The following is a 21,856-nucleotide window of genomic DNA, read 5'->3' as shown; positions in this document are numbered from 1 at the left end:
GACCTGAAGCGAAGTCGAGGTTCTAGCGTGCGGTGACATCGGCGTGATCAACGGCCCGCGACAGGAAGAAGACGATGATGATCCTCGTGGCCGGGGCGACCGGAAACATCGGCAGCGCTCTGCTGAGGCGACTGCACCGGCGGGGTGCCGCGCCGGTCCGGGGCCTCACGCGTGACGCGGCACGGGCCTCGTTCCCCGAGGGCGTCGAGGCCGTCGAGGGAGATCTCGGGCAGGCGGAGTCACTGGGACCCGCGCTGGAAAAGGTGCGTTCGCTGTTCCTGCTGTCGGGCACGGGCGGCGGGACGGAGGAGGTCGTGACCGCGGCCCGGCAGGCGGGTGTGGACCATGTGGTGCTGGTGTCCTCGATCACGGTGCAGACGCATCCGCACCTGCCCGCGGCCCGGGAGAACCTGGCCGCCGAACGCGCACTTCGCGGCAGCGGCATGGACTGGACGATCCTGCGGCCGACGCAGTTCGCCTCGAACACCCTGTGGTGGGCCCCGTCGATCCGGGAACACGGACAGGTGCGGGCGCCGTACGCGGACGTCGGACTGCCCGCCATCCACCCGGCGGACGTCGCCGCGGTGGCCGCCACGGCACTGACCGAACCGGGCCACCGCGGCCGGACGTACGCACTGACCGGACCCGAACGCGTCACGGCCCGGCGGCAGAGCGCGGCCATCGCCGTCGCCACGGGCCGGGACATTTCCTTCGCGGAGATCGGCCGGGAGGAGGCGCACACGTGGATGGCCTCCTTCATGGGGGACGCGACCGCGAGCGCCGTGCTCGACCTGATGGGCGGTGACGTCAACGACGACCTGCTGAAGGTGCGCGACACGGTGCCCCGGATCACCGGCTCCCCGGCGAGGCCGTTCGAGCAGTGGGCCGCGGAGAACGGTGCCGCCTTCCGCTGAGCCGGCTCCCCGCCCGCGCCCCGGCCGCCGGACGACGCGCCACGCAGGCCCACGGACCGGATCAGAGCCGTTCGATGATCGTGACGTTGGCCTGGCCGCCGCCCTCGCACATCGTCTGCAGGCCGAACCGGCCGCCCGTGCGCTCCAGTTCGTGCAGCAGCGTCGTCATCAGCCTGGTGCCGGTGGCACCCAAGGGGTGGCCCAGCGCGATGGCCCCGCCGTTGACGTTGACCTTCTCCGGGTCGGCGCCGGTCTCCTTCAGCCAGGCCAGCACCACCGGCGCGAACGCCTCGTTGATCTCGACCAGGTCGATGGCGTCGAGCGTCATCCCGGACTTCTTCATCGCGTACGCCGTCGCCGGTATCGGCGCGGTCAGCATGCGGATCGGGTCCTCGCCGCGCACCGAGAGGTGGTGGACGCGGGCGCGCGGGGTCAGAGCGTGCTCCCGTACGGCCCGTTCGCTCGCCAGCAGCATGGCGGACGCGCCGTCGGAGACCTGGGAGGAGCACGCGGCGGTGATGCTGCCGCCCTCGATGACCGGCTTCAGGGCGGCCATCTTCTCCAGGCTGGTGTCGCGGCGCGGCCCCTCGTCGGCCGTGATGTCCCCGTAGGGCACGGTCTCGCGGTCGAAGCGCCCCTCGTCGACGGCGCGGACGGCCCGCCGGTGCGAGCGCAGCGCGAACTCCTCCATGTCCGTACGGGAGATGCCCCACTTCGCGGCGATCATCTCGGCGCCCGCGAACTGGTTGACGGGCCGGTCACCGTACCGGGCTCGCCAGCCCTCCGAGCCGGCGAAGGGGCCCTTTGTCAGACCGAGCGGCTCGGCGGCCTGGCGGGTCGCGAACGCGATCGGGATCATCGACATGTTCTGCACGCCGCCGGCGACGACCAGGTCCTGCGTGCCCGACAGCACCGCCTGGGCGGCGAAGTGCACGGCCTGCTGCGAGGAGCCGCACTGCCGGTCCACCGTCACGCCCGGCACCTCCTCGGGCAGGCCGGCGGCCAGCCAGCAGGTACGGGCGATGTCACCGGCCTGCGGTCCGACGGTGTCCAGACAGCCGAGGACGACGTCCTCGACGGCCGCCGGGTCGACGCCCGAGCGCTCCATCAGGGCCTTGAGCACGTGTGCGCCGAGATCGGCGGGATGCACGGCGGACAGTCCGCCGCCCCGCCTGCCGACCGGGGTGCGGACCGCTTCGACGATGTATGCCTCGGCCATGACCACTCCTCTTCCCTCACCGTGTCATTCGCGCAGCGTGATGCCCTCCAGCACCATCGACAGGTACTGACGGGCGATCTCCTCCGGGCTGTGCTGTCCGCCCGGCCGGTACCAGGACGCGGCCACCCAGACGGTGTCGCGCAGGAAGCGGTACGTGAGCCGGACGTCGAGGTCGGCGCGGAAGGCCCGCTCGGCCACTCCGCGCTCCAAAGTGCCCAGCCACGCCTTCTCGAACCTCACCTGCGACTCGACGAGATAGGCGAAGCGCGGCTGGTTCCGCAGGTGCTTGGACTCCTTCTGGTAGATGGCGACGGCGGCATGGTGCCGGTCGATCTCCCGGAAGGACTCGGTGACGAGGGCCTGGACCGTCTCCCGGGGACCGAGACCGGCGGCGAGCACGGCGTCGTAGCGGGCCCACAGGTCGTCCAGGAAACCGGAGAGGATCTCGTCGAGCATCGACTCCTTGGAGTCGAAGTGGTAGTAGAGGCTGCCCGCGAGCATCCCGGCCTCGTCCGCGATCCTGCGCACCGTGGTGGCGCGGTAGCCCTGCGCGGCGAAGACCTCGGCGGCGGCGGCCAGGATCTCCTCGCGTCGTTCGGGCGCGGCGCTCATCGCCGTCTTCTTGCGGTCACTGTTGCTGTTCGGCACCGGATCATTGTCGCCTCACGCATGCCGGCTGCTGACCGAGACGACCTCGCCGGTCATGTACGACGAGTAGCCGGAGGCGAGGAAGACGATCACGTTGGCCACCTCCCACGGCTCGGCGTACCGTCCGAACGCCTCCCGGGCGGTCAGCTCCTCCAGCAGCTCGGGGGTGGTCACCTTCACCAGGTGCGGATGCATGGCGAGACTCGGCGCGACGGCGTTGACGCGGACACCGAACTCGGCGGCCTCCAGCGCCGCACACCGGGTGAGCGCCATGACCCCGGCCTTCGCGGCGGCGTAGTGCGCCTGCCCCTTCTGGGCCCGCCAGCCGGCCACCGAGGCGTTGTTCACGATCACCCCGCCGCCCGGGCCGCCGGCCTTCATACGGCGCAGAGCCGCACGGGTGCAGCGAAAAGTGCCGTTCAGCGTGACGTCGAGGACCTTCGCCCACTGCTCGTCCGTCATGTCGACGAGATCGGCCGTGCCACCGAGCCCGGCGTTGTTCACGACGATGTCCAGCCGGCCGAAGCGCTCCTGCGCGAGGTCGAACAGCGCGGCGACCTGCCCCTCGTCGGTGACGTCGCAGGGGAGCGCCGCCACCCGGTCCGCGCCGAAGGCGTCGGCCAGCTCCGCCGCGGACGCCTTCAGCCGGCGGGCGTGCGCGTCGGACACGACGACCCGCGCGCCCTCCTCCAGCAGCCGCCGCGCGGTCGCGCCACCGATCCCGGCGCCCGCCGCGGCGGTGACGACGGCACCGCGCCCGCTCAGCAGCTCGTGGCCGGGCACGTACGGCGGCGGTGTGGTGGTCAACGCGCCTCCTCCTTCGGCAGGTCGAGCTCCCGGCGGTCCCAGGGCGGCTCTCGACGGCTGACGCCCCGCCAGATAATCTACCAAACACTTGTTAGGGAAAGGAGGGGTCGATGCCGACCGCCCCGACGGCCCCCGAGGAGCCGGTGCGCTACGAACGCCGCGGACCCGTCGCCGTGGTCACGATGAACCGCCCCGAGTACCGCAACGCCCAGAACTCGGCCATGACCTACGCCCTGGACCACGCCTTCTACCGGGCGGCCGAGGACGACGAGGTCAAGGTCGTCGTCCTCGCGGGGGAGGGGCGGCACTTCTCGGCCGGACACGACATCGGCACCCCGGAGCGCGACGCCCACCTCCCGTTCGAGCGCAGGGCCGGGCTGTGGTGGGACCACTCCGACAAACAGGGCGCGGAGAGCCGCTTCGCCCGGGAGTCCGAGGTGTACCTGGGCATGTGCCGGCGCTGGCGGGAGCTCCCGAAGCCGTCCATCGCCTCCGTGCAGGGCGCGTGCGTCGCGGGCGGGCTGATGCTGGCCTGGGTGTGCGACCTGATCGTCGCCTCCGAGGACGCCTTCTTCGCCGACCCGGTGGTCCGCATGGGCATCCCCGGCGTGGAGTACTTCGCCCACCCCTGGGCGATGCCGCCCAGGATCGCCAAGGAGTTCCTTTACACCGGAGACCGTATGAGCGCCCGCCGGGCCTACGAGATCGGCATGATCAACCGGGTCGTACCGCGTGCCGAACTCACCGACCGCACCATGGAACTGGCGGAGCGGATCTGCGAGATGCCCCGGATGGGGCTGGCCCTGACCAAACGCGCCGTCAACCAGGCGGAGGACCTCCAGGGCCTGCACGCCGGCATGGACTCCGTCTTCGGCCTGCACCACCTGGCCCACGCGCACAACGCCGAGACCTCCGCCGACCCCCTCGGCGGCATGGACGTCCGGGCCATGAAGAAGGCGGGGTCCTGATGGACCTCTCCTTCTCACCCTCCGAGGACGCCTTCCGCGCCGAGGCGCGTGCCTGGCTCGCCGCCCATGTGCCCCGCGTCCCGCTGCCCTCCCTGGAGACGGCGACGGGCTTCGCGGCCCACCGCGCATGGGAGCGCACCCTCTTCGCGGACCACTGGTCGGTGGTGTCCTGGCCCGAGGAGTACGGCGGCCGGGGAGCCTCGATGCTGGAGTGGCTGATCTTCGAGGAGGAGTACTACGCGGCCGGCGCACCCGGCCGGGTCGGCCAGAACGGCATCAACCTGCTGGCCCCCACCCTCTTCGAGCACGGCACACCGCAGCAGCTGGCCCGTGTCCTGCCGCCCATGGCGAGCGGCGAGGTCGTCTGGGCCCAGGCATGGTCCGAACCGGAGGCCGGTTCCGACCTCGCCTCGCTGCGTTCCACCGCGCGCCGGACCGAGGGCGGCTGGCTGCTGTCCGGACAGAAGGCCTGGTCCTCCCGTGCCGCCTTCGCCGACCGGGCCTTCGGACTGTTCCGCAGCGACCCGCACGCCGACAAGCCTTACCAGGGCCTGACGTACGTGATGTTCGCGCTGGACGCCGACGGCGTGACCGTACGCCCCGTCCGGCGCCTGGACGGCAAGCCGGCCTTCGCCGACATCTTCCTCGACGACGTCTTCGTACCCGACGAGGACGTCATCGGCGAGCCCGGGCACGGCTGGCGGGTCGCGATGAGCACGGCAGGCAACGAGCGAGGCCTCACCCTGCGCAGCCCCGGCCGTTTCACGGCCGCCGCCGCCCGCCTCACCGCTCTGTGGCGCACCGCCGCCGGTCCGTCGGACACGGCACTGCGCGACCGGGTCGCGGACGCGGTCATCGCAGCCCGCGCCTATCAGCTGTTCGCCTACGCGACCGCCTCCCGGCCGGCGGGCGGCTCGATCGGGGCGGAGGCGAGCCTGAACAAGGTCTTCTGGTCCGAACTGGACATCGCCCTGCACGAGACCGCCCTGGACCTCCTCGGGCCCTACGGCGAACTCGCCGACGCCGCCGCCGAGTCGCCCGCGCACGGGCGCTGGGCCGAGGGGTACACGTTCTCCCTCGCCGGCCCGATCTACGCCGGCACCAACGAGATCCAGCGCGACATCATCGCCGAGCGGCTGCTCGGGCTCCCGAAAGGACGCCGCTGATGCGGTTCCGACTGGACGACGAGCAGCGGGAGTTCGCCCGCTCGCTGGACGGCATGCTGGCCGCGGCCGGGACACCGGCGGTCGTACGCGCCTGGTCGGCCGGGGACCACGGCCCCGGGCGCACGCTGTGGACCCGTCTGGCGGAGGCGGGCGTCTTCGCCCTGGCCGTCCCGGAGGCGTACGACGGGCTGGGTCCGCGTCCCGTCGAACTCGCCGTCGCCTTCACCGAGTCGGGGCGGCACGCCGTGCCCGGCCCCCTGGTGGAGACGGTGGCCGTCGCCGCCCTGCTCGACGGACTCGGTGACCGGACGCTCGCCGCGGACCGGCTGCCCGGCATCGCCTCCGGCAAGACGGTCGCCTCGTTGTGCCTGACGGCGTCCGGTGTCCCGTTCGCCCTGGACGCGGACGCCGCCGACGTGGTCTTCGTCGTGACCGATGACACCGTACGAGTGGCCGAGTCGACGGGGCCCGTGCAGCCCTCGGCCGACCCGGCGCGCAGGCTGGCCCGGCCGCTCGGCGGCACGGTCGTGGCGCGCGGGCCGGCGGTGCGGACGGCCGCGGCCCACGCCGCCGACCTCGCAGCGCTGGCCACCGCAGCCCAAGCCCTGGGGCTCGGCCGGGCCCTGCTCGGCGGCGCCGTCGCCCACGTCAAGCGGCGCACCCAGTTCGGCCGGCCCATCGGGTCCTTCCAGGCGCTCAAGCACCGCCTCGCCGACACCCTGATCGCACTGGAATTCGCCGAGCCGCTCGTCCACGCGGCGGCGGTGGCCCTGGCGACGGGCCGGTCGGACGGCGCCCGTGACATCGCGGCGGCGAAGGTGACGGCGGGCGAAGCGGCCTGCTGCGCCGCCCGCACCGCCTTGCGCTGCCACGGTGCGCTGGGCTACACCGAGGAACTCGACCTGTCCCTGTGGATCCGCAAGGCGCGCGCCCTGCGCACCGCCTGGGGAACGCCGGCCGACTGCCGTGCCCGCGTCCTCATGACGTGACCGCCGCCGCGCAGATACCCGGCACGGGCCCTCGCCCTCGGGTTGCGTGCCGACAGCCGGGCAGGAGAACGTGGATCGATGACCAACCCTCCTTCGTCCGCGGACCAGTTCGTGGCGCAGGTCCGTGTCTCCCACGCCCGGCTGCTGGAACTGCTCACCGGTCTCGACGACGAGCAGGTGGGCCAGGCCGCCGACCTGCCCGGCTGGACACGGGGCCATGTGCTGGCGCACCTCGCGGACAATGCGAGGGCTTTCGCACGGCAGGCGCGCCGGGCATTGCGCGGCGCGCTCGTCGACCTGTACGACGGTGGCCCGCGCGAGCGTGACCGGGCCATCGCCCGGGGCGCCACGCGAACCGCGGTCGAGCTGCGGGAGGAGTTGCGGAGCGCGCAGAAGAGCCTCGAAGCCGTCTGGGACGTGTGCACGGCCGACGACTGGGCCCGACCGGTCCGCTTCCGCCATGCCACCGTGCTGGATACCGTGCAGGCGCGGTGGCGGGAGGCGGAGATCCACGCGGTGGACCTCCGCGTCGGCTACTCACCCCGTGACTGGTCCGCCCGGTTCGCGCTCCACGCCCTCGACTTCCTCGCCCCCAGGACACCCGAGGGCATCCGGCTCGTCCTGCGGGCGGACGACATCGCCTTCACCCGCACCACAGGCACCGGGGACCTGGTGGAAGTCAGCGGGGCGTCACACGATCTGGCGGCGTGGATGGCGGGGCGCGCCCCGGCCGGGCAGCTGCGGTCCTCGACCGGAACGCTGCCGGAACCGGGGCCCTGGCCACCCGATCCCGCGGACTGAGCCGGGCGGCGCGCTCGCCGGGCGGCGCGGTCGCACACCCCCCGGGGCGGGAACCGGCGCAGGGGCGCCCCGGGCCCGTTACTCCAGCAACCGCCGCCTGATCAGCCCCAGCACCTCCGCACGGCTGCGACTGCCGTTGTCCGAGGCGTACAAGTGGTGGCCGATGCGCACCGACACGGTGAGCAGGCAGCGGACCTCGACCTCCGCCTCGTCGGGGCAGAAGGCGGCGAACAGGGAACGCAGGTAGTCCATACGGCGGTTGTCGACCCGGCGCAGCCGCTCGGCGACGCCCGGGTCACGGCGGGCCCAGTCACGGACCGCGAGGTCGGCGGTGATGCCCCGCACCGGCCCGTCGGTGGTCTCGGCGACGAGGTCGAACAGTCGTCCGAGCTTGGCCCGCGCATCCCCTCCACCGCTCTCCACGTGGTCGATCACACTCTCGGTGACCTCGTGCTCCCAGGTGTCGAGCATCTCCGTGAGCAGCGCGGCACGGTTGCGGAAGTAGCCGTAGAAACCACCCTTGCTGACGCCCAGTTCCTGCGCCAGCACCTCGATCCGCACGGCCTCGGGGCCGCCCGCGGCGAGTGCCCGCAAACCTTCCTCGATCCACTTGCCCCGTGGCGTGCGGGTCGCGCCCATGGTGTGTGCCTCCTCACGTCACCGCCGAGTATACGGAGGCGTACAGATGGCTCTACGCTCGATATATACGCCACCGTATAGACAGGGGTCTGCTCATGCGACTTCCCCGAACCGCCCACACCGACCGCCCTTGGCGGATCCACGAGATCGCCGGCGACTTCACGGTCGAGGACGTGTGGGAGCTGCCCACCCCCGGCGGACGCGACGACCTGGTGTGGCTGGTCCGCCAGTTCGCCGGCGGTATGGGAGGCGGGGTGAACGGCGACAGCTTCGTCTCCCGGGCGCTGTTCGCCGTCCGATGGAAGCTCGGGGCACTGCTCGGCTGGGACAAGGCGGAGGCCGGTCTCGGGGCCCGGCTGCCGTCCCTGGGCGACCGGTTGCCGGCCGACCTCCGTGACGGGCCCCGCGGTCCGGACCTCGGAGGGTCCCCGTTCACCTCGCTCTACCAGACGAGGGACGAGTGGGCCGCCGAGATGGGCAACAGGACCGTGCACGGGGTGATGCACATCGGCTGGGTGCCGGACGGCTCCGGGGGCTACCGCGGCCGGATGGCCGTCCTGGTCAAGCCCAACGGGTTCTTCGGGACCCTCTACATGGCCGCCATCAAGCCCTTCCGGTACGTCGGTGTGTACCCGGCGCTGATCCGGTCCATCGGCCGCGAGTGGCAGGCCGGCGCCGCGGCGCGGGGCGCGCGGTGACGGCCTCGGCGTTCACGGTCCCTGTCCCGCGGCCCCAGAGGGCCGGCGGCCGTAGGACAGGCGGTCGTGGGGCAAGGCCGTAGAAGTCGACAAAGACTCAAAGACGCCTCGGATCGTGCACATGTGGCAAGCGCCGCAGGGCTCTGCCGACCGCACTACGCGCATAGCGTTCCGTGTCTCGGTCCGAACCGCTCTCGCCGGGCTCCCGGTGAGCCTGTGACCAGGTGTTTCACGGTCCGGCGCACTGGTCGTGCACTCCTGGTGCGGCCTGCCGTGCCGGCCCGGCACCGACCGGCACGGCAGGCCCTGGGGTCTCTCCGCTCCGCGATGTCCCGTCGGCTCCTGCCATCCCGGACGCGTATCTGAGCGCTGTCTGGGAACCAGCAGCGGTGGAAGTAGCACGACGACTCACCACGGCCGATGCCAGGCGGCCGGAGAAGGTGTGATGGGGACCGAATCGCGCGGAGACGGTAAACCGTCCTCCGAGGAGATCAAGGACTGCGAGGTCAGGTTTGACGGAGGCTTCGGTGACGTGACGGGAGCGCGCCTGAGCGCGGAGGAGTATCTGACCACGCTGGCGCGGTCGTCACCGCCCGCGACGCCTGAGTATCGCGACGACATATTGCTGGTGGTCGCGGAGCTGGCCGCCAACGCGATCCAGTACGCTCCGGGGCCGTTCACGCTCACGATGCGCAGGGCGTTCGACGGAGTGCACGTGACGCTCAGCGACACGAGCACCACCCCGCCGGCGCCGCGCCCCTTCCATCCCGGCACCGGCAGCGGCGGCGGCATCGGCTGGTATCTGATCCACACGCTGTGTGACCAGGTCAGCGTGGTGGTGCGGGAGGACGGCAAGGACGTGCACACGTTCCTGCCCTGGTGAGCGCGGACTCACATCAGCGGAACCAGCACGCTGACCGTCTTGCCGCCCTCCCGGCGGCGCTCGATGTGGATCTCCCGGGCCAGGCGGATGATCAGAGGCCACCCGTATCCGCTGCCCTCGTGCGTCTGGGGCAGCGTGCCCGGCCCGTAGGCGGCGGACGGGACGGAGTCGCTGTAGTCGTGCACGCTCAGCCGCACGCCCTCCGGGAGGAGGGTCACGTCGAACCCCGCGAGGCCGCGGCCGTGCCGGATGGCGTTGGTCACCAGTTCCGACACGACCAGCAGAAGATCCGTGACGGCTCTGTCGTTCGCCGGCCCGGACGGGGCACGCCAGTGCTCCGCCACCAGGGACCGTACGTAGCTGCGAGCGGTCGCCGCACTGCTGATCGGGGCCGGTCGGGTGCTCGCCGTATCACTGACCCCGGCCGGTCGGCGCTCCGCCGGCTTCACGGTTGCTCGTTCGTCGCCCGCGAGATGCCCATGACCGGCCGGGCATCGCAGGCGCGCATCAAGAGGACTGCGACTGCCGTCACTTCACCATTCCTCGCACGCTGTGGTCTCCGCTCCTCGTCGTCACGTCCAGGTTCATGAGGGGCTCATGATGCCTCCGCTACCCGCTCTCGCCCGAACCATGGCTCAAAGAGGCGTAGTAGGCACCGACGGCGGAGAGGTACTCGGGATCGAGCGTCTCGCGATCGGTCCGGAAGCGGGGAGCCGCCTTGGCTTCCTCGCGGGTGCACGCCACGGTGACCACGCGGGATTCCGTGTCGATGCCGGTGACGGCGCCCGCCGGTATCAGCAGGCTCCTGCCGAACACCCAAGCGCCCGTGTCGACGACCAGATGCGGCCGGGGAGGGTCATCGGCCTGGCGGTCCACATGGCCGATGACCCCGTCGGTCGCCTGCACCGTGAACCCGGTCAGCGTCCGGCCCTCCTGGTGACCGCTGCCGGGAGGGTACGACCAGAGTCCGTCGGTGCTCACGGCGCTTCCTGCCTCCTCAGGTACTGACGTCGTTGCTGCTCTCGTCCTTGCGCGGCTCAGCCGATGGCCGCCGGCCGCTCCGCCGCATGCTCCTTCACGTCGGACGTGATCACCCGCCGCTTCACCGGCACGACGGGGTCGGGCGCCGCGGCGAGCAGGCGGCGGGCCGTTTCCAGGGCCTGCCCCACGTCCCGCGTCCCGGTCGACACGCACAGCGTGTACGCCAGGTCCTGTGCGCGCAGGTCCCGCCGGCTCCTGTCCTCCTCTCCGCCGCCCTCGTGGGCCATGAGCGTCTCGTACTCGTCGACGAGCCTGCGCAGCATCGCCGGATGGGGCATCAGCATGTGTCCTCGCTCCTGGGTGAGTGGTCGTGCCCGCCGGCCGGGGCGGTCGGGCCTGGGTGGAACGGGTGAGGGACGAGGCCCTTCCGCGTCATCGGGTCCGGCCGTCGCCCGCGCGGCTTCCCGGCCGGGAACCCTGGTCGAGCGCCTGCTCCCGCACCTGTGCGCAGCACCGGCTGATGAGACGCGAGACATGCATCTGGGAGATGCCCAGACGCTCGGCGATACGGCTTTGCGTCATGTCCTCGAAGAAGCGCATGTAGAGGATGGCGCGCTCACGTTCGGGCAGCCGCCGCAGCCCCTCCTTCGCCGCCTCACGGTCGACGACGACGTCGAACGCCTCGTCGCACGTGCCGATCGTGTCGGCGAGGCTGAAGCCGTCGTCGCTCGTGGACATCTCGGCGTCGAGGGACAGGGTGCTGAAGCTCTCCAGGGCCTCCAGGCCCGCGTTGACCTCCTCCTCGGTGAGCCCCGCGTGGGCGGCGATCTCGGCGACCGACGGTGTCTCGCCGCCCGAGCCGGCGGCGAGTTCGCGGCGTGCGACCCGTACCTTGTTGCGCAGTTCCTGGATCCGGCGCGGGACCCTCAGGGCCCACATACGGTCGCGGAAGTGGCGCTTGATCTCGCCCGTGATGGTGGGCACGGCGTAGCTCTCGAAGGCACCCCGCCCGGGTTCGTAGCGGTCGATGGCCTTCACCAGACCCAGGGCCGCGACCTGGCGCAGGTCCTCCAGCGACTCACCGCGGTTGCGGAACCGACCCGCGATGCGGTGGGCCATGGGCAGCCACGCCTTGGTCAGTCGGTCGCGTACCGCGTCGCGCTCGGGCCCTTCGGGCAGAGCGGCCAGGCGGGTGAAGTCGGCCGCGGTGTCGGGGGCGTCGTCGTGGACGCGGCCGCCGGACACGCGGGGACGGGCGGAGATGTCGGAACCATGTGCGGACGTCTCAACCAGCATGTAGAACAGCTCCAGAACAGCGTTCTCGGGGGTTGCCGTGGGAAACGGTGCACGGGGCACTGAGGCCCCGGAACGGTCACACCTGTAGCACCGGTGCGCCTCTGGTCCGAAGCACGAAATCCCGCATGCCCCACGACCCGGCCCGCAAACGAGCGCGAGTCGAAGAGAGTTGACACGAGGTCCGGTAGGGGAGGGGAGCGGCCGACGAACGGCCGCGCCGATCGCGCCAAAGGGCGACTTCAGGTCAGAACCCGGCCCGGTACCGAGTTCCCCGCGATGTGAAAGGCATGACTCGCGCGAGTCGGGGCACGCGGGGGACGACAACAGGCTTCGGCGATCGGGAGGGCGGCATGGCAGCCGTGACGGTGGCGCAGGCAACGGCCACGGCACAGGAGACGGTCAGGACGGACGGGGCGGCGCTGCCGCTGATCGACGATCCGACAAGGGTGAGCCCCAAAGACGCGCGGGAGTTGTCGCGTCAGTTCTTCGACCGACTGGTCATGCTGGAAGAGGGCACGCACGAATACCAGTACGTCCGCAACACGCTGATCGAGATGAACCTGTCGCTGGTGCGGTACGCGGCCTCGCGCTTCCGCTCCCGCGGGGACTCGCTGGAGGACATCGTCCAGGTCGGGACCATCGGGCTGATCAAGGCCATCGACCGTTTCGAGGTCTCCCGGGAGGTCGAGTTCACCACGTTCGCCGTCCCGTACATCGTCGGCGAGATCAAGCGCTTCTTCCGCGACACGAGCTGGGCGGTCCACGTCCCGCGCCGACTGCAGGAGGCCCGCGCGGAACTGGCCAAGGCGACGGAGGAACTCAGCTCCCGTCTTGGCCGCACGCCGACCACGCGTGAGCTGTCGGAGCTGATGTCGCTGTCCGAGGAAGAGGTGATCGAGGCCCGCAAGGCCTCCAACTGCTACCAGTCCGCCTCCCTCGACGCCGCGGTCTCCGCGGACGCAGAGAACGGCGAGTCCGTCCTGGCCGACCTCCTCGGGGAGGAGGACCCCGCGCTGGAACTGGTGGAGGACTTCCACTCCTTGGCGCCCCTGATCGCCGGCCTGGACGAGCGTGAGCGGCGGATCATCCACCTACGTTTCGTCGAGGAGCTGACCCAGGCACAAATCGCCGAGCGGATCGGTGTCTCCCAGATGCATGTCTCGCGGCTCATCAGCCGCATCCTCAAGCAGCTGCGCGCCGGTCTGCTGGAGCCCGGGGTGGCCTGAGCGGCGGCGACGAACGACCGAACCGAAGGGCGGAGCCGAAGGGTGGGCCGCGGCCGTACGGTCGCGGCCCACCCGGCCGTCCGGTCAGGTTCTGCCGACCGGGTGCCCCCACTCCGCCGACAGCGGGATCACCGCGGTGACACGCTTCCCGCCGGCCGGGAGGTCCGACACGAGTACGTCGCGCGCCAGCCGGCAGACGATCGGCCAGCCGCGGCCTCCGCAGCGGTACCGACCGTGCCGGTCGACCGGGCTCTTGACGACCGGCCTGCGGCGTTCCCGGTCACTGACGGACAGATACAGGTTCTCGCCGACGACCTCGGCATCGAAGTCGGTGACGCCGCCACCGTGCAGCATCGCGTTGGTCGTCAGTTCCGACGCCACCAGCAACGCGTCCGAGAGCGTGTCCGGCGCGCAGGTCGCGCCCTGGACACGTGACTGCTCGGACAGCACCTGCCGCACGGTTCCGCGCGCCTCGGCCGGACTCCGCGGGCCGCGGCGCGCACTGCCCGCGGCCGTCGAGCCCCTGATCGCGTCCGTCCGGTATGTCTCACTCATCCTTTCGCTCCCTGACACAGGCGAGGGAACGGAGAACCCGCCGTACATCCGTGACGGACCACGGTCGGACCTGGTCTCCCATCCCTTCTCCACTTCCCGTGATGCCTTCCTCCTCTTCGCGTGACCAGTCGGCGAGCCGTCAAACCGGCCCCGGGGGCCGAGGCGCGCAAAAGCGGCCAGAAGTGGCAGCGCGTGCCGCCGCTCGCGCGAGCGCCGTGTGCTGAGGGGATTCGGGGGTAGGCGGCCGAACGCGAAACGCGGGTTCTGAAGATTCTTCGCTCGGCGATGCATCGAATCCGTCCGCCGGGGCACCCGTCCCGGTCGCCAACATCTGTGGGAGGTACTTGTGTCCGTTGCCCAGAATCCCTTGTCGATCAAGGTGGAACTGCCCCGGGAGGACGCCGTGCTGCTGACGGTCGAGGGTGACCTGGACATGGATACGGCAACCGAGTTGCAGCACCATCTGGCCAACCAGCTGCATCACGGCCGACGGCATTTCCTGCTCGACATCGCCGGCGTTCCCTTCATGGACTCGTCCGGTATGAACATCGTCCTGCGGGCCTACCAGGAGGTGCGGGAGATTCCGGGCGGTGTGTACGTCATCTCGCCGACGCCGGCCGTTCGGCGGATCCTGGATCTCACCGGGGTGAGTATCACCGTCCCGATCGTGGGCAGTGTCGAGGAGGCGCTCGAAGTCGCGGACGCCGGACCGGTGGATCCCGGGCCGACGACCCCGGTGCAGGAGTGAAGACCGCTTGCTGAAGAGGTAGTTCGAAGATCGCGTACCGCGCCCACAGTGCAACAGTTGCCGTTTGACAACTATGGCCATGAGGCAACAGAGTGAGCGAGTCCAAGAGCGGGAGGGGTGTGGAACGTGCCGATCGGCAACGACGACGGTCTGCGTCGCCGCGCGGCGGCCCGGGCGCGACCTCGTCCCGCCGTCGCGCCAGCGAGAACGAGCGCCTCAGGCGGTCCTGGCGTCGGAGGCGTCCTCGCCCTCGTGGATCTGAGCGGCTGCCGTCGCGCAGAACGCTTCGAGGCCCTCCAGCAGGGCGGTCCGCTTCGTGGCCGGCATCTGCTCCAGGACGGACTGCAGCGCGGCCTCGCGCCGGGCGCGCAGCTCCGTCAGGAAGGTCCGTCCGCGTCGGCTCAGGCGCAGGCGCAGTTCGCGGCGGCTGGAGGCGCTGGGTCCGCGCTCCACGAAACCCACCGCCTGGAGGCGGTCGCACAGCCGGCTGGTCGACGGCGGTGTGGAGCCGAGAGCCTCGGCGAGGTTGCGCAGATTGATGCCGTCACTGTGTTCCAGGATGAACAGCACACGGATCTGGGAGGCGGACACCGGTGCCGTCGAGGCCCGACCCCACAAGACCTCCAGCAGCTCAGCGGCCTCCGATGTCACACGCGCCACCTCGTCCGGTCGCGGATGCGAGTAGGAGGAAGTCACGCTCCCACTCTTTCAGGCTTCGCGGACACTGTCAGCCCACCGGTTCGGACAATACGCACACAGCGTTAAATACCGGCAAGAAGGTACCGACGGACGGCGTCCGCGGCAGCGTGGGGCCGGCGCCGTCACCGTGACGAGAATGGCGTATCCAACATCGTGAACAGATTCGTGGCAGCCGAGCGGGCGCTTCGCTCTGCCGCCCCGCACCAGCTGGTGGACGCGGTCCGCGAGGTACTGCGCGAGACCTACGGGGCGAAGACCGTCCAGCTCTTCCTGGCCGACTACGGCCTCGCCACACTCCAGCCCGTGCAACCGGCTCCCGGCCCGCAGGAGTCGGTGTCCGTGCACGGCAGCCCCGCCGGACGGGCGTTCGGATCCCAGGAACCCTTCGTCCAGACGCCGGCCGGCGGCGAGGTACGCCTGCACCTGCCGGTGAGCGTACGCGGCGACCGGCTCGGCGTACTGACCCTCACGATGCCCGCGGACCGGGCGGAGGAGCACCTGGCCGAACTGGCCGAGGTGGCGCAGGTGCTGGGCCATGAGGTGATCGTCGCCGACCGGGACACCGATCTGTACCGCCGGGCCCGCCGGGCCGACCGTCTCACCCTGGCGGCGGAGATGCAGTGGCAACTGCTGCCGGGCCGGTCCTGCAGCCGCCCCGAGTACGCACTCGGTGCCCAGCTGGAGCCCGCCTACGCGATCTTCGGCGACAACTTCGACTGGTCCGCGAGCGCCGACCACCTGATGCTCTACATCACCAATGGGATGGGTCAGGGCATCGAGGCCGCACTCCTGACCAACCTGGGCATCAACGCGCTGCGCAACGCCCGGCGGGCCGGCCTGTCCCTCGCGGACCAGGCGGCCCTCGCCGACCAGGCCCTCTACGCCCAGTACCGCGGAGAGGCCCACCTGTCCGTGCTCCTGGTCGACCTCCACCTGCGTACCGGCCGGCTGCAGGTCGTCGATGCCGGCTCCCCGCGGATGCTGCGGCTGCGGGGCCGTAGTGTGATGTCCGTGGACTTCGAGGCGCAGCTCCCCCTGGGCATGTTCGAGGAGACCGACTACGTGGCCCAGGAGTTCGACGTCGAGCCCGGCGACCGGCTCGTCTTCGCCAGTGACGGGGTCTACTCCGTCGCCGCGCCCGGCGGTGAGCAGTACGGGGAACGCGCGCTGGCCCGGGCCATCGTCTCCACCAGCCTGCTGCCCGCCGCCGAGGTCCCCCGAGCCGTCCTGAGGGAACTGTCCGGACACCGCGGCACACCGGTGGCCGACGACGACGCGCTCGTGGCCTGTCTCGACTGGTTCGGGCCGCGGCAGGCCCCTTGACCGTACCGTCCGGCGCTCCCCGACGGCCGGGGCGGCGCCATCACGCAGGAGGAGGGAAGTACGTGCCGGAGCAGCAATCGGCAGCACATCAGACGGACTTGGCGCAGGAGGTGGCTGCCTTCCTGCGCGAGCGGCGCGAGCAGATCGCTCAGCGGTGGGCCGACGCGGCGCTGTTCCGCACCGTGTTCACCGTGTCCCGGGACGAGGCGGTGGAAGCCGGCCGGACCGTGGTGGAGGCGCTGGCCGCGGTGGCCGCCGCGGGACGCGTGGAGGACGCGGAGGCCGACGGGTTCGCGGTCGTGCGCGAGCAGCTGGCGCGCATGGCGCAGGCGCGGGCCCGCGCCGGTGCCACCATGGCGCAGATCTCGGCGGAGATGGACGCGCTGCGACCGTCCGTCACCGACCTCCTGCTGGACGAGCTCTCCGACACGTCCGCCGAGCGCCTGCGGGAGTGCACCACGGCGCTGACCGTGCTGATGGGCACCCTGCGCCTGGTCATGCTGGAGACGACGACGGTCGCCGGGCAGGAACTCATCAACCGCCAGCGACTGGAGCTGCTGGAGATCGCCACCCCCGTGATCAAGCTGTGGGAGGGCATCGTCGCCGTACCGCTGATCGGGACGCTCGACAGCGCCCGCAGCCAGGTGGTGATGGAGACGCTCCTGGACGCCGTCGTCGAGCAGAACGCCCGGATCGCGATCCTGGACATCACGGGGGTTCCGACGGTCGACTCCCTGGTGGCGCAGCATCTGATGAAGACGGTGGCGGCGGCGCGCCTGATGGGAGCGGAGTGCATAGTCTCCGGGATCCGGCCGGCCATCGCGCAGACCATCGTCCACCTCGGGATCGACCTCAGTTCGGTGCTCACCCGCGCCAGCCTCGCGGACGCACTGGCCTACGCCCTCCAGCAGCAGGGCGCCCACATCGTCCCGAGCCCCGCCGCGGCCGCGGAGCCCCGGTGACCGGCGTGTCGGTCCCTCCCCACGAAGGGCACGTTCCCGTCCTGAGGCTCGGCGGAATCCTGCTGGTGACCCTGCAGGGAGACCTGTACGACAGTACGGCGGAACGGCTCCAGCAGGACATCGGCGAGACCGTCTCCGACAGCGCGGTCACCGGGGTGGTCATCGATCTCTCCGGGGTGGAGATCGTCGACTCGTTCATGGGCCGGGTGCTCAGCGACGTCGCGGCCATGACCAAGCTGCTGGCGGCCCAGACCGTGGTGGCGGGGATGCGGCCGGCGGTGGCCATCACCCTGGTGGAACTCGGCCTGACCCTGCCGGGGCTGCGGACCGCGCTCAACACCGAGGACGCCATGCGCCTGCTCGGCGCCGAGGTGTCGGCCCTGCCCCGCAACGGGCGCGCACGCCGGGAGAGCCCGTGACCCACAGCACCGGCAGGGTCTCCGCCTGCCTGCCGATCCACTCGGACCTGGACCTGGTGCGAGTGCGGCAGCACGTGCGGCAGATGACCGCCCAACTCGGGTTCGGTCTGGTGGAGCAGACCAAGCTGGTCACCGCCGCCAGTGAGCTGGCGCGCAACGCCCTCGTCCACGGCGGCGGCGGCCAGATGGAGTGCACGCCGGTGACCAGTGGCAGCGGGGCACAGGGACTGCGTCTCGTCTTCAGCGACGAGGGACCCGGCATCGCCGACCTGGACCAGGCCCTGTCCGACGGCTACACCTCCGGTGAGGGCCTCGGGATGGGCCTGCCCGGTGCCCGGCGCCTGGTCCACGAGTTCTCCGTCGACAGCCGACGTGGCATGGGCACCACCGTTACGGTGACCTCATGGACGTCCCGGCCACCCCGCCCGCGCGAGGCGCCTTGATGCCGCGCGTCTGGGAGGTGCCGGTGCACGACTCGACCCGGGTCCGCGAGGTCCGGGTGGCGGCCGCCGACGCGGCCGGGCACGCCGGGCTGGCCGGGGACCGGGTCGCCGCCGCCGAGCTCGTGGCCACCGAACTCGCCACCAACCTGCTGAAGCACGCCGGTGGCGGGCGGATACTGCTCGACCTCGTGGAGCCGGTCGTTCCGGCCTACGGCGACGAGAGGACGCCCGTGGTGCAGATCATGGCGATCGACCACGGGCCGGGCATACGTGACACTTCCGTGGCCCTGCGCGACGGCTACTCGACCACCGCCTCCCTCGGTGCCGGTCTCGGCACCTGTCTGCGCACGGCCGACGACTTCGGCCTGCACAGCGCACCCGGGCGGGGAACGGTCGCCCTGGCCAGGATCACCTCCCGCCCGAACCGCCGCGCCCCGGGCCCGCGCTCCGCGCCGTTCCCGGTACGGGTCGGCGGAGTCAACCTGCCGCTCGCGGAAGCGGAGTTCTCCGGCGACGCCTGGACGGCCGTCCGTACGGGGGACCGCGTGACACTGATGCTGGCCGACGGCCTCGGTCACGGCCCCCAGGCGGCGCGGGCCTCCTCCGCGGCGGTGGAGGAGGTGCGGTCCGCTCCCCACCTGCCGCCGGCGGACCTGCTGCGGCGGCTGAACGGCGCCCTGCGCGGGACCAGGGGCGCGGCCGTGGCCGTGGCCCAGCTCGACCTCGACACCGGGCAGCTGTCCTTCGCCGGGGTCGGCAACATCGGCGCCCGGCTGCTCCGCGGCGACAGCTGGCACGGACTCGTCTCGCGCCCCGGCATCGTGGGCGCCCACCTCCCCGCGCACCTGCCGCCGCAACGGCACCCCTGGACGGACGACTGCCTCCTGGTCCTGCACAGCGACGGACTGCCCAGCCGCTGGAGCCCCGGCCCGGCCGTCCACGCCTCCTCGTCCCTCGACCCCGCCGTGATCGCCGCCTCGATCGTGCGGGACGCCAGCAGCCCCGCCCGGCCGGTACGTGACGACACCGCCGTCGTCGTGCTGAGCCCCTTCCCCTGGGACCGCTCCTCATGATCCGCACCTGGTACGTCCGCACCATCACGGACGCCGCGCAGGCCCGTATCGTCACCGCCCGGCTGGCCGCCGCATGCGCGGTGACCACCATCGAGCGCACCCGGCTGGTGGCGGCGCTCACCGCGCAGCTGCGGCAGTGCCTCACCAAGGGCGGCGAGTGGCGGGTCGACGTGGAAGTGGTCGTATCACCTCCGGGGGGCGAGTTCCGTGTCGAGGTGACACCGGCCAAACGGCGGCCGGAGGACCGCCGGCCGCCGTGGCGGGTCTGTGTCCCCTGCGCCGAGGACGCCGGCCTCTCCGGCGACGAACACGCCGACGACGACCCGGCGACGCTGGCGGAAGCCCTGTTCGGCGCCGACGAGGACGCGGCACTGCTGCTGGAGCGGCTCGACGAGCAGGAGGCCCTGGTCGCGTTCCACCGCGAGGAACTGCACCAGACCAACCAGGGCGTACTGGCGCTGCACGCCGAACTGGACGCCGCCGGGCGCGCCCAGCGCGAGCTGTTCGCCGCCGAGCAGAAGGCCCGCAAGGAGGCGGAGAACGCCCGCGGCCGGCTGACCTTCCTGGCCGACGCCAGCGCGGCCCTGACGGCTTCGCTCAACCATGAGGCCATCGTGCGGTTGCTGCCCACGCTGCTGGTGCCGCGGTACGCGCGCACCGTCGACGTCTGGCTGTTCGACGGTGTGGACGAGGCGCGGCGCAGCGGTCCGCGTCCGGCCGCCGCCGTTGTCGCGGCCCGCCGCGGACGCCCCCAGTACGCCGCCGACCACCCCGGCAATCTCCCCGGCGTCGACGACCAGCCGCCCTCGGCCCTCGACCCCGGCCGCCCCCTGCTGTGCATCCCCCTGCTCAGCCGCCGGGCCTCACAGGGTGTCCTCACGCTCTCGCCGCCCGACGAGCGCTGGGACGCGGACGACGCCGTCATGCTGATCGAACTGACCCGGCGGGCCAGTATCGCCCTGGAGAACGCCCGGCGCTTCGAGCACAACCGGGACATCGCCGAGACGCTGCAACGCGCCCTGCTCACCGAGCTGCCCACCACACCGGGCCTGAGCCTGGCGGCGCGCTATCTCCCGGCCACCCGGGGCCTGAACATCGGCGGCGACTGGTACGACGCCTTCCGCCAGCCCGACGGCAGCCTCATCACCGTCGTCGGAGACGTCACCGGGCACGGGCTGCACGCCGCCGTGATGATGAGCCAGCTGCGCACCGCCCTGCGCGCCTACGCCGTGGACGGCAGCAGCCCCGGTCACCTCCTGACCCGGTTGCACGAGTTCCTGCACCGGCTGCGCCTCGACCTCTACGCCACGGCGGTCATCGCCCGCGTCCACCCGGACGAGGCCACCCTCACCTGGGCCGCCGCGGGTCATCCGCCACCGGTGCTGCGCTCAGCCGACGGCCGGGTGCGGACGCTGGACGCCAAGCCCGGCGCGATGCTCGGCATCCCGCTCAAGCAGCAGATCCGCGACCACACGGAGCCGCTCCCGCCCGGATCCACGCTGGCGCTGTACACCGACGGGCTGGTGGAGCGCCGCTCCCGCGGGATAGACCCCGGCATCGAGCGTCTCGCCGAGGTGCTGGGCGAGTTCGGCCCGGCCGAACTCGACGAGGACCTGGAGGCCTCGGCCGACCGCCTTCTGCATCCGCTGCTGCACGACTCCGAACACGACGACGACGTCTGCCTGTTGCTCTGCCATGTGCGCGGCGACGCGCGGCGGCCGGGGACGCCGGAGCCCTGAGCGGGACCCTCAGCGTTCGCCGCCGGCGTCCGCACCGGGCTCGGGGTTCTCGCTCTCGGCGCCGGGGGCCGGGCCGGCCGGGAGCCCTTCCTCGTGAAAGGCGCGCAGCATCTGCTCCAGCCGCAGGCGCTGGGCGGGGGCGACGCCGTCGAAGACATCGGCCAGGTTCAGCGACAGCCGCTCGGTGATGTCCGCGAGGAACCGCTGCCCCTGGAGCGTGACCTCCAGGCGTACCTCGCGCCGGTCGTCGTGCTGTGCGCGGCGCCGCAGCAGCCCGGCGCTTTCGAGACGGTCGCACAGACGGCTGGCGGTGGGCAGCCCGATGCGCAGATGCTCGGCGAGGGCGGTGACGTTGAGCGTGGGCTGACGCCGCACGGCCCGCAGCGCACGCACCTGTCGGGGCGGCAGGCGCGGACGTACGTCGTCGACGGCCGCGAACCACAGCGTCACCAGGTTCTCCACGGCTTCGACCATCTGCCGGCCCACGACTTCGGAAGGGATCTCGGGATCAGGTTCCCGCCGCATGGCCGTCATCCTCCGAAGGCCGGTGTCGAATCCCCACCCGAGCGCCCGGACAGCCTTGCAGCGATACGCACGAACACTTCTCTCTCGGTCGACTCCGGCCAGGGCTCCATCAACGCATCGCCCTACCCGAAGCGA

The 21,856-nt window shown here is 71.7% G+C and carries 26 protein-coding genes; 15 read left to right on the top strand and 11 right to left on the bottom strand.

Features of this window, described 5'->3' with window-relative positions; genetic code table 11:
• The first annotated feature begins 77 nt into the window (after window positions 1-77).
• A complete protein-coding gene (locus ACWCPI_RS10880; RefSeq protein ID WP_451037932.1) occupies window positions 78-914 on the top strand; it encodes an NAD(P)H-binding protein in 837 nt (278 codons plus the stop codon).
• Between the two features lie 61 nt (window positions 915-975).
• On the opposite strand, the gene ACWCPI_RS10875 is transcribed toward ACWCPI_RS10880, so the two are convergent.
• From ACWCPI_RS10875 to ACWCPI_RS10865, 3 genes are read right to left on the bottom strand one after another with little or no spacing between them, the layout of a single operon-like run.
• A complete protein-coding gene (locus ACWCPI_RS10875) occupies window positions 976-2,133 on the bottom strand; it encodes an acetyl-CoA C-acetyltransferase (RefSeq protein ID WP_451037805.1) in 1,158 nt (385 codons plus the stop codon).
• 24 nt (window positions 2,134-2,157) lie between these two features.
• Entirely contained in the window at window positions 2,158-2,745 is a 588-nt protein-coding gene (locus tag ACWCPI_RS10870) for a TetR/AcrR family transcriptional regulator (protein WP_451037931.1), read from the bottom strand.
• Between the two features lie 51 nt (window positions 2,746-2,796).
• Window positions 2,797-3,588, bottom strand: a complete 792-nt coding sequence (locus tag ACWCPI_RS10865) for an SDR family oxidoreductase (protein ID WP_451037804.1) — start codon at window positions 3,586-3,588, stop codon at window positions 2,797-2,799.
• Window positions 3,589-3,698: 110 nt separating this feature from the next.
• On the opposite strand from ACWCPI_RS10865, the gene ACWCPI_RS10860 reads away from it, so the two are divergent.
• The 4 genes from ACWCPI_RS10860 to ACWCPI_RS10845 all read left to right on the top strand — a co-directional run bounded on the left by ACWCPI_RS10860 (window position 3,699) and on the right by ACWCPI_RS10845 (window position 7,512).
• Window positions 3,699-4,556 carry an enoyl-CoA hydratase gene (locus ACWCPI_RS10860; protein WP_451037803.1) on the top strand — a complete coding sequence of 286 codons (858 nt, stop codon included), beginning with the start codon at window positions 3,699-3,701 and terminating at the stop codon, window positions 4,554-4,556.
• On the top strand, window positions 4,556-5,722 hold the full coding sequence (locus ACWCPI_RS10855) for an acyl-CoA dehydrogenase family protein (protein WP_451037802.1): 1,167 nt from the start codon (window positions 4,556-4,558) through the stop codon (window positions 5,720-5,722). The genes ACWCPI_RS10860 and ACWCPI_RS10855 overlap by 1 nt, the downstream gene beginning before the upstream one ends.
• A complete protein-coding gene (locus ACWCPI_RS10850; RefSeq protein WP_451037801.1) occupies window positions 5,722-6,711 on the top strand; it encodes an acyl-CoA dehydrogenase family protein in 990 nt (329 codons plus the stop codon). Before ACWCPI_RS10855 ends, ACWCPI_RS10850 begins: the two co-directional genes overlap by 1 nt.
• Window positions 6,712-6,789: 78 nt before the next feature.
• Window positions 6,790-7,512, top strand: coding sequence for a maleylpyruvate isomerase family mycothiol-dependent enzyme (locus tag ACWCPI_RS10845; protein ID WP_451037800.1), 723 nt, complete (start codon window positions 6,790-6,792; stop codon window positions 7,510-7,512).
• 78 nt (window positions 7,513-7,590) lie between these two features.
• Here ACWCPI_RS10845 and ACWCPI_RS10840 read toward each other — a convergent pair whose 3' ends face one another.
• Entirely contained in the window at window positions 7,591-8,151 is a 561-nt protein-coding gene (locus tag ACWCPI_RS10840; protein ID WP_451037799.1) for a TetR/AcrR family transcriptional regulator, read from the bottom strand.
• A 95-nt stretch (window positions 8,152-8,246) separates the two neighbouring features.
• Between ACWCPI_RS10840 and ACWCPI_RS10835 the strand changes: the two genes are divergently transcribed.
• Window positions 8,247-8,849, top strand: a complete 603-nt coding sequence (locus ACWCPI_RS10835) for a DUF2867 domain-containing protein (RefSeq protein WP_451037798.1) — start codon at window positions 8,247-8,249, stop codon at window positions 8,847-8,849.
• 445 nt (window positions 8,850-9,294) lie between these two features.
• Window positions 9,295-9,732, top strand: coding sequence for an ATP-binding protein (locus ACWCPI_RS10830; protein ID WP_388795373.1), 438 nt, complete (start codon window positions 9,295-9,297; stop codon window positions 9,730-9,732).
• Between the two features lie 8 nt (window positions 9,733-9,740).
• Here the strand turns inward: ACWCPI_RS10830 and ACWCPI_RS10825 are convergent, their stop codons facing one another.
• The 4 genes from ACWCPI_RS10825 to ACWCPI_RS10810 form a co-directional block, all read right to left on the bottom strand.
• The gene (locus ACWCPI_RS10825; protein ID WP_451037797.1) at window positions 9,741-10,181 is read right to left on the bottom strand and encodes an ATP-binding protein; all 441 of its coding nucleotides are present in this window, start codon (window positions 10,179-10,181) and stop codon (window positions 9,741-9,743) included.
• A 160-nt stretch (window positions 10,182-10,341) separates the two neighbouring features.
• Window positions 10,342-10,713 carry a PRC-barrel domain containing protein gene (locus ACWCPI_RS10820; protein ID WP_451037796.1) on the bottom strand — a complete coding sequence of 124 codons (372 nt, stop codon included), beginning with the start codon at window positions 10,711-10,713 and terminating at the stop codon, window positions 10,342-10,344.
• Window positions 10,714-10,769: 56 nt separating this feature from the next.
• Complete coding sequence (locus tag ACWCPI_RS10815; protein WP_451037795.1) at window positions 10,770-11,057, bottom strand: DUF5133 domain-containing protein; 288 nt, start codon at window positions 11,055-11,057, stop codon at window positions 10,770-10,772.
• Between the two features lie 88 nt (window positions 11,058-11,145).
• The gene (locus ACWCPI_RS10810) at window positions 11,146-12,009 is read right to left on the bottom strand and encodes a SigB/SigF/SigG family RNA polymerase sigma factor (protein WP_451037794.1); all 864 of its coding nucleotides are present in this window, start codon (window positions 12,007-12,009) and stop codon (window positions 11,146-11,148) included.
• Between the two features lie 350 nt (window positions 12,010-12,359).
• Between ACWCPI_RS10810 and ACWCPI_RS10805 the strand changes: the two genes are divergently transcribed.
• Entirely contained in the window at window positions 12,360-13,235 is an 876-nt protein-coding gene (locus ACWCPI_RS10805; protein ID WP_451037793.1) for an RNA polymerase sigma factor SigF, read from the top strand.
• Between the two features lie 84 nt (window positions 13,236-13,319).
• Here the strand turns inward: ACWCPI_RS10805 and ACWCPI_RS10800 are convergent, their stop codons facing one another.
• Complete coding sequence (locus ACWCPI_RS10800) at window positions 13,320-13,790, bottom strand: ATP-binding protein (RefSeq protein ID WP_451037792.1); 471 nt, start codon at window positions 13,788-13,790, stop codon at window positions 13,320-13,322.
• A 346-nt stretch (window positions 13,791-14,136) separates the two neighbouring features.
• Here ACWCPI_RS10800 and ACWCPI_RS10795 point away from each other — a divergent pair, with 346 nt between their 5' ends.
• A complete protein-coding gene (locus ACWCPI_RS10795; protein WP_451037791.1) occupies window positions 14,137-14,538 on the top strand; it encodes an STAS domain-containing protein in 402 nt (133 codons plus the stop codon).
• A 216-nt stretch (window positions 14,539-14,754) separates the two neighbouring features.
• On the opposite strand, the gene ACWCPI_RS10790 is transcribed toward ACWCPI_RS10795, so the two are convergent.
• Entirely contained in the window at window positions 14,755-15,234 is a 480-nt protein-coding gene (locus ACWCPI_RS10790; protein ID WP_388795400.1) for a MarR family winged helix-turn-helix transcriptional regulator, read from the bottom strand.
• A 156-nt stretch (window positions 15,235-15,390) separates the two neighbouring features.
• Between ACWCPI_RS10790 and ACWCPI_RS10785 the strand changes: the two genes are divergently transcribed.
• From ACWCPI_RS10785 to ACWCPI_RS10760, 6 genes are all read left to right on the top strand, one after another.
• Window positions 15,391-16,560, top strand: a complete 1,170-nt coding sequence (locus ACWCPI_RS10785) for a PP2C family protein-serine/threonine phosphatase (RefSeq protein ID WP_451037790.1) — start codon at window positions 15,391-15,393, stop codon at window positions 16,558-16,560.
• A gap of 62 nt (window positions 16,561-16,622) precedes the next feature.
• A complete protein-coding gene (locus ACWCPI_RS10780) occupies window positions 16,623-17,522 on the top strand; it encodes an STAS domain-containing protein (protein WP_451037789.1) in 900 nt (299 codons plus the stop codon).
• Between the two features lie 5 nt (window positions 17,523-17,527).
• Window positions 17,528-17,941, top strand: a complete 414-nt coding sequence (locus ACWCPI_RS10775) for an STAS domain-containing protein (protein WP_451037788.1) — start codon at window positions 17,528-17,530, stop codon at window positions 17,939-17,941.
• Window positions 17,938-18,384, top strand: a complete 447-nt coding sequence (locus ACWCPI_RS10770) for an anti-sigma regulatory factor (RefSeq protein WP_451037787.1) — start codon at window positions 17,938-17,940, stop codon at window positions 18,382-18,384. The genes ACWCPI_RS10775 and ACWCPI_RS10770 overlap by 4 nt, the downstream gene beginning before the upstream one ends.
• Window positions 18,384-19,457, top strand: a complete 1,074-nt coding sequence (locus tag ACWCPI_RS10765) for a SpoIIE family protein phosphatase (RefSeq protein WP_451037930.1) — start codon at window positions 18,384-18,386, stop codon at window positions 19,455-19,457. The genes ACWCPI_RS10770 and ACWCPI_RS10765 overlap by 1 nt, the downstream gene beginning before the upstream one ends.
• Complete coding sequence (locus ACWCPI_RS10760; protein WP_451037786.1) at window positions 19,454-21,196, top strand: PP2C family protein-serine/threonine phosphatase; 1,743 nt, start codon at window positions 19,454-19,456, stop codon at window positions 21,194-21,196. Before ACWCPI_RS10765 ends, ACWCPI_RS10760 begins: the two co-directional genes overlap by 4 nt.
• A gap of 9 nt (window positions 21,197-21,205) precedes the next feature.
• Here the strand turns inward: ACWCPI_RS10760 and ACWCPI_RS10755 are convergent, their stop codons facing one another.
• Window positions 21,206-21,721, bottom strand: a complete 516-nt coding sequence (locus tag ACWCPI_RS10755; RefSeq protein WP_451037785.1) for a MarR family winged helix-turn-helix transcriptional regulator — start codon at window positions 21,719-21,721, stop codon at window positions 21,206-21,208.
• Window positions 21,722-21,856 lie beyond the last annotated feature (135 nt).

Source organism: Streptomyces sp. NPDC001920, assembly GCF_053594495.1.
The sequence above is the reverse complement of the archived record's forward strand: the minus strand, read 5'-3'. Positions and strand labels throughout refer to the sequence as shown.

Excerpts from the sequence above, each read along its gene's own strand:
- ACWCPI_RS10845 (WP_451037800.1), top strand. The coding sequence starts at position 6,790 with ATGACCAACCCTCCTTCGTCCGCGGACCAGTTCGTGGCGCAGGTCCGT.
- ACWCPI_RS10880 (WP_451037932.1), top strand. The coding sequence starts at position 78 with ATGATCCTCGTGGCCGGGGCGACCGGAAACATCGGCAGCGCTCTGCTG.
- ACWCPI_RS10765 (WP_451037930.1), top strand. The coding sequence starts at position 18,384 with ATGCCGCGCGTCTGGGAGGTGCCGGTGCACGACTCGACCCGGGTCCGC.
- ACWCPI_RS10835 (WP_451037798.1), top strand. The coding sequence starts at position 8,247 with ATGCGACTTCCCCGAACCGCCCACACCGACCGCCCTTGGCGGATCCAC.
- ACWCPI_RS10860 (WP_451037803.1), top strand. The coding sequence starts at position 3,699 with ATGCCGACCGCCCCGACGGCCCCCGAGGAGCCGGTGCGCTACGAACGC.
- ACWCPI_RS10805 (WP_451037793.1), top strand. The coding sequence starts at position 12,360 with ATGGCAGCCGTGACGGTGGCGCAGGCAACGGCCACGGCACAGGAGACG.
- ACWCPI_RS10850 (WP_451037801.1), top strand. The coding sequence starts at position 5,722 with ATGCGGTTCCGACTGGACGACGAGCAGCGGGAGTTCGCCCGCTCGCTG.
- ACWCPI_RS10875 (WP_451037805.1), bottom strand. The coding sequence starts at position 2,133 with ATGGCCGAGGCATACATCGTCGAAGCGGTCCGCACCCCGGTCGGCAGG.
- ACWCPI_RS10855 (WP_451037802.1), top strand. The coding sequence starts at position 4,556 with ATGGACCTCTCCTTCTCACCCTCCGAGGACGCCTTCCGCGCCGAGGCG.
- ACWCPI_RS10760 (WP_451037786.1), top strand. The coding sequence starts at position 19,454 with ATGATCCGCACCTGGTACGTCCGCACCATCACGGACGCCGCGCAGGCC.
- ACWCPI_RS10815 (WP_451037795.1), bottom strand. The coding sequence starts at position 11,057 with ATGCTGATGCCCCATCCGGCGATGCTGCGCAGGCTCGTCGACGAGTAC.
- ACWCPI_RS10755 (WP_451037785.1), bottom strand. The coding sequence starts at position 21,721 with ATGCGGCGGGAACCTGATCCCGAGATCCCTTCCGAAGTCGTGGGCCGG.
- ACWCPI_RS10810 (WP_451037794.1), bottom strand. The coding sequence starts at position 12,009 with ATGCTGGTTGAGACGTCCGCACATGGTTCCGACATCTCCGCCCGTCCC.
- ACWCPI_RS10800 (WP_451037792.1), bottom strand. The coding sequence starts at position 13,790 with ATGAGTGAGACATACCGGACGGACGCGATCAGGGGCTCGACGGCCGCG.
- ACWCPI_RS10840 (WP_451037799.1), bottom strand. The coding sequence starts at position 8,151 with ATGGGCGCGACCCGCACGCCACGGGGCAAGTGGATCGAGGAAGGTTTG.
- ACWCPI_RS10830 (WP_388795373.1), top strand. The coding sequence starts at position 9,295 with ATGGGGACCGAATCGCGCGGAGACGGTAAACCGTCCTCCGAGGAGATC.
- ACWCPI_RS10870 (WP_451037931.1), bottom strand. The coding sequence starts at position 2,745 with ATGAGCGCCGCGCCCGAACGACGCGAGGAGATCCTGGCCGCCGCCGCC.